Annotated in this window: 10 protein-coding genes and 1 pseudogene; 6 read left to right on the top strand and 5 right to left on the bottom strand. The window is 59.2% G+C overall.

Annotated features, from left to right (window positions below; translation table 11 throughout):
• Positions 1-910: glutamine--tRNA ligase (gene glnS / locus AAC035_RS11400; protein ID WP_339804076.1), on the bottom strand; the 910-nt coding region annotated here is incomplete at its 3' end.
• A gap of 196 nt (positions 911-1,106) precedes the next feature.
• On the opposite strand from glnS, the gene AAC035_RS11395 reads away from it, so the two are divergent.
• The 4 genes from AAC035_RS11395 to AAC035_RS11380 all read left to right on the top strand — a co-directional run bounded on the left by AAC035_RS11395 (position 1,107) and on the right by AAC035_RS11380 (position 6,190).
• Positions 1,107-1,628, top strand: coding sequence for a peptidylprolyl isomerase (locus AAC035_RS11395; protein ID WP_339804074.1), 522 nt, complete (start codon positions 1,107-1,109; stop codon positions 1,626-1,628).
• A complete protein-coding gene (gene lpxH / locus AAC035_RS11390; RefSeq protein ID WP_339804072.1) occupies positions 1,625-2,350 on the top strand; it encodes a UDP-2,3-diacylglucosamine diphosphatase in 726 nt (241 codons plus the stop codon). The genes AAC035_RS11395 and lpxH overlap by 4 nt, the downstream gene beginning before the upstream one ends.
• 51 nt (positions 2,351-2,401) lie before the next feature.
• Complete coding sequence (locus AAC035_RS11385; protein ID WP_339804070.1) at positions 2,402-4,318, top strand: sulfatase-like hydrolase/transferase; 1,917 nt, start codon at positions 2,402-2,404, stop codon at positions 4,316-4,318.
• Positions 4,319-4,381: 63 nt separating this feature from the next.
• The gene (locus AAC035_RS11380) at positions 4,382-6,190 is read left to right on the top strand and encodes a glycerophosphodiester phosphodiesterase family protein (RefSeq protein WP_339804067.1); all 1,809 of its coding nucleotides are present in this window, start codon (positions 4,382-4,384) and stop codon (positions 6,188-6,190) included.
• A 7-nt stretch (positions 6,191-6,197) separates the two neighbouring features.
• Here AAC035_RS11380 and AAC035_RS11375 read toward each other — a convergent pair whose 3' ends face one another.
• The 3 genes from AAC035_RS11375 to AAC035_RS11365 all read right to left on the bottom strand — a co-directional run bounded on the left by AAC035_RS11375 (position 6,198) and on the right by AAC035_RS11365 (position 8,547).
• Complete coding sequence (locus AAC035_RS11375) at positions 6,198-7,067, bottom strand: hypothetical protein (RefSeq protein ID WP_339804064.1); 870 nt, start codon at positions 7,065-7,067, stop codon at positions 6,198-6,200.
• A gap of 5 nt (positions 7,068-7,072) precedes the next feature.
• Positions 7,073-7,543, bottom strand: coding sequence for a GNAT family N-acetyltransferase (locus AAC035_RS11370; protein WP_339804061.1), 471 nt, complete (start codon positions 7,541-7,543; stop codon positions 7,073-7,075).
• 233 nt (positions 7,544-7,776) lie between these two features.
• On the bottom strand, positions 7,777-8,547 hold the full coding sequence (locus tag AAC035_RS11365; RefSeq protein WP_339804058.1) for a ferredoxin--NADP reductase: 771 nt from the start codon (positions 8,545-8,547) through the stop codon (positions 7,777-7,779).
• Between the two features lie 121 nt (positions 8,548-8,668).
• Between AAC035_RS11365 and AAC035_RS11360 the strand changes: the two are divergent.
• Positions 8,669-9,547, top strand: a pseudogene (locus AAC035_RS11360) (LysR family transcriptional regulator); the annotation flags it as partial.
• Positions 9,548-9,551: 4 nt separating this feature from the next.
• On the opposite strand, the gene AAC035_RS11355 reads toward AAC035_RS11360, so the two are convergent.
• The gene (locus AAC035_RS11355) at positions 9,552-10,181 is read right to left on the bottom strand and encodes a tRNA-(ms[2]io[6]A)-hydroxylase (RefSeq protein WP_339804055.1); all 630 of its coding nucleotides are present in this window, start codon (positions 10,179-10,181) and stop codon (positions 9,552-9,554) included.
• A 218-nt stretch (positions 10,182-10,399) separates the two neighbouring features.
• Between AAC035_RS11355 and AAC035_RS11350 the strand changes: the two genes are divergently transcribed.
• Positions 10,400-12,496 (top strand): bifunctional aconitate hydratase 2/2-methylisocitrate dehydratase (locus tag AAC035_RS11350; protein WP_339804052.1); only part of this gene is annotated, 2,097 nt, incomplete at its 3' end.

Raw genomic sequence — 12,496 nt, 5'->3', positions numbered from 1 at the left:
TGTAACCACGCCGACGCATACCGGAAACCGTGGGCATGCGGGGGTCATCCCAGCCATCCACCAGACCTTCGTCCACCAGTCGCTTGAGTTTGCGCTTGCTGGTGACCGTGTAATTCAGATTCAGTCTGGCAAACTCGATCTGCCGTGGCTGGCAGGGTCCGGATATATTCTCCAGCACCCAGTCATACAGCGGGCGGTGATCCTCAAATTCCAGGGTGCACAGGGAATGGGTAATGCCCTCCAGTGCATCGGAAATGGGATGGGTGAAATCGTACATCGGGTAGATGCACCACTTGTCGCCGGTCTGGTGGTGATCAGCGTAGCGGATCCGGTACAGAATCGGGTCCCGTAGATTCATGTTGGGGGATGCCATATCGATTTTCGCCCGCAGCACCAGCTCACCATTCTGGTACTTGCCGGCACGCATATCCCGGAACAGCTGCAGACTTTCTTCAATCGGACGGTCCCGGAACGGACTGTTCCTGCCGGGCTCTTTCAGAGTGCCCCGGTACTCTGCCATCTGATCGGCAGTCAGGGCGCAGACATAGGCCTTGCCCTTCTGCACCAGCTCTTCGGCATAGGCGTAGATAGCCTCAAAATAGTCAGACGCGTAGCGCACATCGCCGGCCCACTCGAAACCGAGCCAACGGACATCCTGCTTGATGGCGTCAATGTACTCCTGGGACTCTTTCTCAGGGTTGGTGTCATCAAAGCGCAGGTTACAGTCACCACCGAAGGTATCGGCAATGCCGAAATTCAGGCAGATCGATTTGGCATGGCCGATGTGCAGGTAGCCATTGGGCTCCGGTGGAAAACGGGTGACCACCTTGCCCTGGTGCTCGCCACTGGCGATGGCGTCTTCGATCAGGTTCTGGATAAAGTTGTGGGCTTTCTTCGCTTCGGCGCTCATAGAATCTCGATAGGTCGGTGTGTCACTGAGGTTCCCGGAAACCGCGTATTATACTCATAAAATCACGGTCAACTCATGCATGGGCGCAAACTCTTCAGTACAATGAGAGTCAGCTGTTTTTTCAGACGATCGTAACCATCCTCGCACCGGGATTTACTCGACCGTGTCATCATCTTTTACCCTACAGGAAGCACACATGATTCTGCTGAAAACCAATCACGGCGACATCAAGCTGGAACTGGACCACGAGAAAGCACCGGAAACCGCCAAAAACTTTGAACAGTATGTTCGCGACGGTTTCTACGACGGCCTGATTTTTCACCGGGTAATTGGCAATTTCATGATTCAGGGTGGCGGCTTCGAACCGGGCATGACCCCACGCAAGACCCGGGAGCCGATCCAGAATGAGGCCGACAATGGCCTCAGCAACATGATCGGAACGGTGGCCATGGCCCGCACCATGGACCCCCACTCGGCGACTGCGCAGTTCTTCATCAATGTCGAAAACAACGGTTTCCTGGACCATACCGCAAAAAATGCAGAGGGCTGGGGTTACTGCGTCTTCGGTAAAGTGGTCGATGGCATGGATACCATCAACAATATCCGCGCCGTGCGCACCACCATGAGCGCAGGTCATCAGGACGTACCGGCCGATGACGTGGTCATCGAGAAAGCCGAAGTCCTTGACGATGCCCAGGGAGACGGAGGCACGGCGTGACCACGCTGTTCATTTCAGACCTCCATCTGGAAGAGTCACGCCCGGACATTACCCGGGCGTTTCTCACTTTTCTGGAGCACCGGGCCAGGGGCTGCGAGGCCCTGTACATCCTGGGTGACTTCTTCGAGGCCTGGATTGGTGACGATGAAAAAACGCCACTGCAGAATCAGATCGCGGAGGCCCTGAAAGCCCTCAGTGATTCCGGTTGCCGGCTCTTCCTGATGCATGGAAACCGGGATTTCCTGATCGGCCAGGACTATTGCGACCGGGCCGGAGTGACTCTGCTTGATGACCCCTCGGTCATCGATCTGTACGGCACGCCGACCCTGCTGATGCACGGTGACAGCCTGTGCACGCTGGATGAGGAATATCAGAAGTTCCGCACCAACATGCGCAATACCCAGTGGCAACAGATGTTTCTGCAACGCCCTCTGGCCGACCGCCAGATGGTGGCGCGCCAGCTGCGCGAGATCAGCATGGCCAAGAACAAGGGCAAGGATGAGTTCATCATGGATGTGACGCCAGAGGAAGTGGTTGCCGCCATGGAAGAGCATGGCGTACAACGGATGATTCATGGCCATACTCACCGCCCGGCCGAACACCCGCTAACCGTTGCGGGCAAACCGGCCACTCGCATCGTACTGGGCGACTGGGACACTCATGTCTGGTGGCTGACCGCCAGCGCCGACAAAGCTCCGGAGCTGCACAAAGAACCTCTGTAGCGCCGCAAGCGCCCGACTCACGGGCGCCCATGAGCGACGGAGAAGCCGTTTATGCTGTACACGTCCGCTATCTCGCGACTGCGCCTCAGACAGTTCCTGACGACCCTGGCACTGGCATTTGTCTGGCTGCTGGTGCTCAGGGCGTCGTTTGTCCTGCGAAGCGGCGTCTGGCCCAACGCCGGCACCGCGCTGCTGGCCGACCTGGCGGGCGCTGCCCTGCTGGCCATCTGTCTTGATCTGACCCGGCGTCCGGTCGCCCGGGGCCTGCTGATTGTTATCCTGGGGTGCTTCAGTTTTTCTGCCGGGATGCACCTCGGCGCCCATGGCACATTGCCGAAACTGACCCTGATCAGCAAGAGTGCAGATCCGGTGTTCCTGTCGTCCAGCGTGCTCAATGTGCACCTGCTGTTGCTGCCCGTTTACCTGGCCTACGCCTGGCTGTTACACCGCCTTTACCAGTCCTTTTGTGCCCGGCCCGCCAGCCACCGTCGTTACAGCATTGCGGCACTGCCAGCACTGATACTGGCCTATGGTCTGGCGATGCCCAGCCTGACGACCCCCGGCAACAACCTGGTGGCCAGTTTTCTGACCCAGATTCCGGCAGCCCTGATAGCACCGGTCAGCACCGGTCTCGGGGAACAAATGGTGGCCAGGGAGGACCCGCCCGGCCCGCAGGATGGCTTCTTCCACCAGAAAACTCTGGCGGCTCCGGCCGCTCAGCGACCCAACGTACTGCTGATCATGATCGAGGGTCTTTCCGCAGGCTATTTTCCATCCATCAGTGACTATCACAACCTCGAACCGGTGGTAACACTCCACCAGCTTGAGTCCACCCTCGAAGACCATGGTTTCCGGCTCTATCGCAATACCCTCAGTATGGAACGACAGACAGACCGGGGCACCTTTGCCCTGCTCTGCGGCCAGTATCCGGACTTTCTGCGGAAATCGGTCAAAATGGCGGATGTGGCTGAAGCACGGGTCTCCCCGCGCTGCATGCCCCGGATGCTGGCCGACCATGGTTACCACACCGCGTACTGGCAAGCGGCTCCGCTGGAGTACATGAACAAGGACGGCTTTATGCCGCGCATCGGATTCGCCGAAGCTACAGGCGCCGAAGTTTTCGCTGACACCGGGGAGGTTAACGGCTGGGGCCCTCCCGACCCCGTCTATTTTCCTGATATCACCCGGCGACTGACGGTTCTGGATAGCCGCAGCGCTTCACCCTGGATGATCACCCTGCTCAATGTGGGCACTCACCATCCCTTCGATACCGGCGTTGACAGTAACAACAACCCGGTTACCGCAGACAGGAGCCCCGACCGCAGTGGTGCCCGGCCTGAAGACCCGGAAATGGCGGCCGCCATTGACCCTCAGGAAGCCCGCCGCAATGCCATGCAGGTAATGTCGGAATCACTGTCCCGGTTTCTGGAGGAGCTGGATCAGGCCGGCATTCTCGATGAAACCCTGGTGATCCTGACCTCGGACGAATCCGGTGGGTTCGTGCGGCGAGACCTTGAATCGACCCCTCTGAACAACAACGCCGGAATGCTCGCCCTGCGTCCACCCGCAGGCGATAGCCTTGATGCCTACGCCCACCGGGATCGGCTTGTCGTGCAGATGGACATTCCGATGACCATTGTTGATGTGGTCGGGGCCGGTGATGATACTGCCACCATGACCGGTCGCAGCCTGTTGGCCGTAAACGACCACACTGAACGGGATTTGCTACTGGCGGATACCTACACCGGCCTGAAATTCCTGCTGCGGGAGTCAGGGCAGTTGCTGTCCTGTACCGAGTCACTGTTGCGGTGCTCCACCTGGGCGTTCGACCCCGACCGCCTCTTCGGCAGCCTCAAAGCGGTCGATGCGGAACCGTTCGTGTCACTGGATCAAAGGCTGTTGCTGTTTGGCCAGTCCTCGGTAGTCTCCGACGGCACCGGCAGCAGCGCAAATAACGAAGGAGAATAAACTGCTATCGGCCCGCTTCTGATTGCAATCCGCTCAACCAAAACAGCGAGGTGACCGGCTCCCATGAGCGCCCTCGTCCGCACCGCCGCACACCAGATTGCCGACCACTGGCGCAGCCTGCTGTTGTACTACCTGCTGTTCACCACGGTCGCGCTGGCACTGCTGAGCCCGCTGTTCTCCGCCTTACTGACTATCCCCGGGAAGATCACTGGCGAAGCGGCCATCAGCACCGCCGGTATCATCGAATTTGCCTTTTCTCCCGGTGGTTTGCTGTGGCTGCTGCTGACACTGACGCTCACGGTATTCAGTTTTATGCTTCAGCAATCAGGCATGACGCTGATCGCCGCTGTTCCGCGATACAGCGGGAACCGCCGTCAGGAAATCCGCACCTTACTGGCCGCGCTCCGGGGAACCATCCGGCGGATCCGGGCCATTTTCGTTCTGGCCGTTATCCAGACCACTGCGCACCTGTTACTGGCCCTGCCCTTTCTCGCGGTGCTGGCCATTTCCTATGAGCTGCTGCTGGCTTCCTACGATGTCTACTATCTGCGGGTAGAGCAGCCCCCGGTACTCTGGCTGTTTTATGGAATTGCCCTGCTTGCCGGAGTCTGCATGCTGGCCTGCAATAGCTGGCTGTTCATGCGCTGGCTGCTGGCAGTGCCGCTGTTAATGACCGCGTCGGCCGGCGTCACACAAGCGCTGACCGCAAGTGCAGCGCAGGTCAAAGGCCATCGACGGAAGATCACCCTGCCACTGGTGGCCGGCCTGGTGAGCCTGGCGGCGCTGCCCGCGTTGTTCACGATTCTCTACCAGGCCATGGGGGCGCCGTTGCTGAATCAGCTGCCGGATCAGAGTGCCCTTGTTGTTCCGGTCATGGTGGTCTATCTGGCGATTTATCTGCTGGCTACCCTGGTGATCGCGTTTATCGCGATGGCGGGGTTCTCGATGATCGTTCTCGCCGCCACAGAGCAGTTGCCCGGGCGCCAGCGAGGAGCAACTGAACAACCTCCGGCCAATGCCGGACCCATGGCCTGGGGAGTGGAGGTTTTGCTGCTGATTCTGGTGGTGTCCCAGGCCTCGCTGATTGTGCACTCGTTCGATCCTGCGGATTCTGTCACCAACACCGCGCACCGCGGGGCCTCACTGGTTGCGCCGGAAAACAGCCTCAGTGCCATCCTTCAGGCCATCGCAGATGGCGCAGACTATATCGAAATCGACGTGCGGCTGACCGCCGACAAGGTTCCGGTACTCTGGCACGACAGCGATATGCGGCGGGTATTCGGTCTGGAGGGTGCCATTTCCGGCGTCAGCCTGGAGGAGGTCATGGATCGGGACGCCGGTTCCTGGTTCAACGCCGGATTTTCAGGCCAGCGCATCGTCACCCTGCAGGAAGCCATCGATGCGGTCAGGGGCAAGGCAGGGCTGTACGTTGATCTTAAACCGGATCTGCACACGCCGGAACTCACCCAAAAAGTGATTGAGCTCCTGCAGCACAACGACATGATTGAACACAGTATTCTCGCCGCTGCCCAGCCCGGAATACTCAGGGAAGCCAAGTGGCTCGAACCCGACCTGGAAACCACCTTGCTGGCCCAGTTTGTGGTTGGCCCCCTGGACAGCACCAGTTTCGACAACCTCGGACTGCGCCATAACCGGGTCAATGCCGCCACCATCGCCGAAGCCCATCGCAAGGGCTATGAACTGCATGTGTGGACGGTCAACTCAGCTTCCGCCATGGCCCGGTTCATGGATATGGGCGTTGATAACATCATTACGGACCGGCCGGATCTGCTGACCGGGCTTATCGAGCAAAGGACTCAGCGCACACCCACCGAACGACTGCTGATGACCTTGCACAACTGGTTGCGATAACGGGACACTAGCCCGGGCTGTATTCCTGATAGGTCTCCAGGCGATTCAGCCAGCCCGGCAACCAACGCTCTCGCTCAATGTCGTTGACCGCGTTCATTGCCCGCCGGGTCAGCACGGTGGCGGCCGCCGTCCGGAACTGTTCCAGCCCCGATGAGCCTGAGGTATCGCCCATCTGCTCAAGCACCTGCAGCAGGCCCCAGCCCTCGCCGTGGTATCGCTCGCTGACAGCAAGGCCTTCGCCTTTGAAGTTGACGTAGTCGATCAGCACGTAGACCCCGCCAGGGGTTTCGGCCAGCGCCTTGATGCGCTGCCTGACCGCAACCGGATCTTCGGCGGCTTCAATAACCCGCTCCAGTGCCGCCTGGGCACGGCGGAACAGGAACTCAGCCTGCAGCCCCTTCTGATTCGCCAGAAAGCGCTGCAGGCCGGCCACTCCGGGATCATGTTCCCTGGTCTCGAGAAAGACCGCCCGGTCCGGCCAGGGCGCATAAAAGCGCTGCCCCCCGGGCCGGTGCAACTCGGCCAGCCAGTCCGGCAAGCGGGCACCCTCGCCCACCATAAAGCGGACAAGGTCCGGAAAACTCTCGGTAAAGGGCTCGTCGACGCCTTTCGGGTACCAGATAAAATGCCCGATGCCCAATGACGGGAAGGCCTCCCCCTCATTCCAGTGCACCAGGCAGCTTTCCCGGCTGGCGCATTCATTGCGGAATACCTGCTGGCCAACCCATTCAAGTTGCTGTTCCGTAAGCGTCAGCTCAAGGCCCGGATCAGCCACGGCTGGCTGATCAAACACCCTGGTCACCATCAGCACCAGCGCCAGCGCCAGACCCGCTCGAAATGACCAGCGCCATAGTTCACTCAAAAGACCTGTGGCCATGCTCTTCAGTCCTGCTTCCACTGGTACATCAGAAAGTCGCTGGGTCCGCCGGTGTATTTATCGTAAAAGCTCCGGCCCCGTTCATTGAAATGCTGGGTAATCCAGCGGATTGCACCCCATTGCCGGTCAGCAGCCATTTGCTCAAGGGCACTGAAGATGGCAGCCGCAGCGCCGCTGCCCCGGGCCTCAGGCGTAACGAACATATCGTCAAGAAAACCCACGTACCCGCCCGCCAGTGACCTCGGGCAGGCGCGGATATGGGCCATGCCCACTGCACGGCCATCGGAGTCTCTCGCGATCAGTCCTTCCATGACGTGCCCGGGATCCATCAGCCATGACCAGACGGTGGCAGCCACCTCCTCCCGCACCGGCGTCTTGTAGAACTCGCCGTAACCATCAAACAACGGTCGCCATTCAGACTGACAGGCGGGCGTTAGTGGCGTTACCGTAAACGTGTTTTCGGGCTCAGGGGTCATGATAGATTCGGTCTCCGCAGGTCAGGTTGAGGCCGGCTTGACGCCAGGATCACTCAAATGTATCACCCTCGACGCCCCTGCTGCACCTTACGCAGTCGCGGGGCATTCTTGCTTACGCTCATCAGCGAAGAGCCCAAAAAAAAGCCCCAGGGATAAACCGAGGGGCTGAAGGGGTATCAAACGAGTGGGCACCTGACCGGAATTCGCCATTGCCCATGGCCGGTGTCAGCGATTCACTGCTCTACAAACGCCCGCTCAATCACGTAGTGACCGAGATTGCCCTGACGGGCCTCAGTGAACCCCATGTCGTCAAGAATACGGCAGGTATCCTTCAGCATGCTGGGACTGCCGCAAACCATGAAGCGGTCGTTTTCCAGATCAAAGTCCGGCAGGCCCAGATCACGGGTCAGCTTGCCGTTTTCCATGGCAATCGTGAGGCGGCCTTCGTTGCGGAACGGCTCACGGGTGACGGTAGGATAATAAATCAGCTTGCCGTCGACCATTTCACCGAAAAACTCGTTGTTGGGCAGGCCTTCAATCTCTTCCTGGTAAGCCAATTCAGATTGGTAGCGCACACCGTGGGTCAGAATCACCTTGTCAAAGGCCTCGTAGACTTCCGGGTCCTTGATGATGCTCATGAACGGCGCCAGGCCGGTGCCCGTGCTGATCAGCCACAGATTCTTGCCGGGTAGCAGGTTATCCAGTATCAGCGTGCCGGTGGGCTTGCGGCTCACCAGGATCTCATCGCCTACCTGAATTTTCTGCAGCCGGGACGTCAGCGGGCCGTCCTGCACCTTGATCGAAAAGAACTCGAGCTCTTCCTCATAATTGGCGCTGGCAATGCTGTAGGCGCGCATCAGCGGCTTGCCGTCTGTTTCCAGGCCGATCATGGTGAAGTGGCCATTCTTGAAGCGGAAGCCGGGATCACGGCTGGTAGTGAAACTGAACAGAGTATCGTTCCAGTGACGGACGCTGGTGACGGTTTCTTTGGCAAACTTGCTCATATCGGTTTCCCGTTCAATAGACGCTGAAGAAGGGGTTAAAAAGGATTGTGCTCATAGTACCCCAAAGGTAACCTATCGACAAAATGGGATATTTTCATAACCTTATTCGGATTTATCGATTATGAAGTACACCTTCCGTCAACTGGAGGTTTTTCTCGCGGCCTCCCACTACCAGAACATCACCCGGGCCTCGGAGTCTCTGGCCATGTCACAATCCGCCGCCAGCAGCGCCCTGAAGGAACTGGAGAGCCAGTTCGATATCCAGCTCTTTGACCGGGTCGGCAAGCGCCTGCAGCTGAACGAGCTGGGACGCCTGTTTCGCCCGAAGGTCGAAGCACTGCTGGCCATGGGCGGTGAGCTGGAACAGTCACTCAGCCGACACACCGAGGCAGGTGCCCTCAAGGTGGGAGCTACCCTGACCATTGGCAACTATCTGGCCGTGGGTGTGATGGCACAGTACATGAATACGCCAAATAGCCCGAAAGTCTCACTGGAAGTGGCCAATACCAGCTCCATCGCCCGCCGGGTCAGTGATTTTGAGCTGGATATCGGTCTTATCGAGGGTGAACTCCATGCCTCAGAACTGGAGGTTATTCCCTGGCGCAACGACGAGCTGGTCATTTTCTGCGCCCCGGAACACCCGCTGGCAAACAGAACCGGCCTGACCGACGAAGACCTGCTTGCGGCCACCTGGATCATGCGGGAACCCGGCTCCGGCACCCGCCAGACCTTCGACCGGGCCATGCACGGCCTGCTCCCGGACCTGAATATTCTGCTGGAGCTGGAGCACACCGAGGCCATCAAACGGGCGGTGGAGGCCAACCTCGGCATCGGCTGCCTGTCCCGGGTCTGCCTGCAGGATGCTTTCAAACGGGGTTCACTGGTGCCCCTGAGGGCAGCTGCACACCGGCGTTTCGACCGGCAGTTCTACTTTATCCTGCACAAGCAGAAGTACCGCAGCGCGGGTATTGACCGGTGGATGGGGTTGTGTCGGGAGCTCCGAGTTAACAAGCGATTCCGCCAGATACAGGCCCGCTATGAAAGCGGAACTCTGTATCCGGTTGCTCAATCAACTGCTGCTCGATGGCCAGAAACGCAGTCACACGCTCGCTCACCGGCCCGCCGTTGGCCTGCTCGGCCAGCTTCAGGTAATCCTGGTAATGGCGCGCTTCGGACTTCAGCAGGCTGTTATAAAAGGTCGTCAGGGTCTCATCCAGATGCGGCGCCAGCGCTGCAAAGCGTTCGCAGGAGCGGGCTTCAATGATGGCGCCGACAATCAGCACGTCCACCAGACGGCCCGGGTCTTCCGGCCTCACTGCCTTGCGAAGTCCTGCCGCATAACGGGCCGGGGACAGGTGATTGTAGACCACGCCGCGCTTTTTCATGATGGCAAGCACCTGCTCGAAATGCCGTAACTCTTCCCGCGCCAGCCGCGACATCTTGTTGAGCAGTTCCGGGTTGTCCACATAACGATACATCAGACTCAGTGCCGTCGAAGCCGCCTTCTTCTCACAATGGGCGTGATCAATCAGCATAAGATCCTGATTGGCCAGAGCGTTTTCGATCCATTGCCGCGGAGTACGACAGGGCAAAAAATTATGTATATCGTTCAAAGCGGCTTGTTGATCGGACATCGGGCGTTTCCAGTGCTGACAGACAGTTGTTACCGGGCCGGCAGGCCGACCCCGGCGCAGTATACACCAACCCGGAAGGCAACTCAGACCATCCGCCAACTTAACTTTATGCGCCAGTTCCTATAGAATGCAGCGCCAATTCGTGGCCTTTTCCACACACAATGCCCGCACGCTCACAAGGCCGACGCGGGTTCCCCTAACTGATGAGGGTCGTTATCGTGTTAGAAGCTTATCGTGAACACGTTGCAGAGCGCGAAGCTCTGGGTATTCCCCCCAAGCCGCTGAATGCAGAACAGACTGCCGGGCTGGTCGAGCTCCTGAAAAACCCGCCCAAGGGCGAGGAAGAAGTCCTGGTAGACCTGCTGGAAAACCGCATTCCACCGGGTGTGGACGAAGCCGCCTACGTGAAAGCCGGCTTCCTGTCTGCCATTGCCAAGGGCGAAACCACCTGTGCGCTGGTAAGCAAGGAAAAGGCCGTGCAACTGCTCGGCATGATGCAGGGCGGTTACAACATTGCCACCCTGGTTGAGCTGCTGGACAACGAAGAACTGGCCCAGAAAGCCGGTGAGCAGCTGAAAAGAACCCTGCTGATGTTCGACGCGTTCAACGACGTCAAGGACAAAATGGACGCCGGCAACGCCGTCGCCAAAGAAGTGGTTGAATCCTGGGCCAACGCCGAATGGTTCACCAAACGGAACAAGGTTCCCGAGAGCACCAAAATGGTGGTGTTCAAGGTCACCGGCGAAACCAACACCGACGATCTCTCCCCTGCGCCCGATGCCTGGTCCCGTCCGGACATCCCGCTGCACGCCCGCGCTGCCTATAAAATGGAACGTGATGGTCTGAAGCCGGACGAGCCCGGTGTTACCGGCCCCATGAGCCAGATCGACGAGATCAAGGCCAAGGGCCTGCCAGTTGCCTTCGTGGGCGACGTGGTCGGTACCGGCTCCTCCCGCAAGTCTGCCACCAACTCGGTGCTCTGGTTCTTCGGTGACGATGTTCCAGGCGTGCCCAACAAGCGTGCCGGCGGTATCTGTATCGGTAACAAGGTTGCCCCGATCTTCTTCAACACCATGGAAGACGCTGGTGCCCTGGTTTTCGAAGCACCGGTCGACAACATGAACATGGGCGACGTGATTGAAGTCCGTCCCTACGATGGCAAGATTCTGAACGAGGCCGGTGAGACCATCTCCGAATTCTCCTTCAAGTCTGACGTGATCCTGGACGAAGTTCAGGCCGGCGGCCGGATTCCGCTGATCATCGGTCGTGGTCTGACCACCAAGGCACGTGCTGCTCTGGGCATGGGCGCAACCGATCTGTTCCGTCTGCCCAATGACCCGGAAGCTGGCACCAAGGGCTTCACCCTGGGCCAGAAGATGGTCGGCAAGGCCTGTGGTCTGGACGAAGGCCAGGGCGTTCGCCCCGGAACCTACTGTGAGCCACACATGACCACCGTGGGTTCCCAGGACACCACCGGCCCGATGACCCGTGACGAGCTGAAAGATCTGGCCTGTCTGGGCTTCCAGGCTGACCTGGTAATGCAGTCCTTCTGTCACACTGCGGCCTATCCGAAGCCGGTTGACGTTGAAATGCAGCACACCCTGCCGGACTTCATCCGCACCCGTGGCGGTGTTTCCCTGCGCCCGGGCGACGGCATCATCCACTCCTGGCTGAACCGCATGCTGCTGCCGGATACCGTCGGTACCGGTGGTGACTCCCACACCCGTTTCCCCATGGGCATCTCCTTCCCGGCCGGTTCCGGCCTGGTAGCCTTTGCTGCCGCCACCGGCGTTATGCCGCTGGATATGCCGGAGTCGGTACTGGTGCGCTTCAAGGGCGAAATGCAGCCAGGCATCACTCTGCGTGATCTGGTCCACGCCATTCCCCTGTACGGCATCAAGCAGGGCATGCTGACCGTTGAGAAGAAAGGCAAGATCAACGAGTTCTCTGGCCGTATTCTGGAAATCGAAGGTCTGGAAACCCTCACCGTGGAGCAGGCGTTCGAGTTGTCCGACGCCTCTGCAGAGCGTTCCGCCGCGGGTTGTACCATCAACCTGTCGGAAGAGTCGGTAGCCGAGTACCTGCGTTCCAACATCACCATGTTGCGCTGGATGATTGCCGAAGGTTACGGAGATCCCCGTACCCTGGAGCGTCGTGCCAAGCAGATGGAAGAGTGGATTGCCAATCCGAAGCTGATGCGTGCCGACAAAGACGCCGAGTACGCCCATGTGGTGGAAATCGATCTGGCCGACATCAAGGAGCCGATCGTGTGCTGCCCGAACGATCCGGACGACGCCCGTTTCCTCGGCGAAGTG

It is taken from the genome of uncultured Marinobacter sp. (assembly GCF_963974375.1).
GTDB lineage: Bacteria > Pseudomonadota > Gammaproteobacteria > Pseudomonadales > Oleiphilaceae > Marinobacter.
This window is presented reverse-complemented; position numbering and strand designations above follow the sequence as displayed.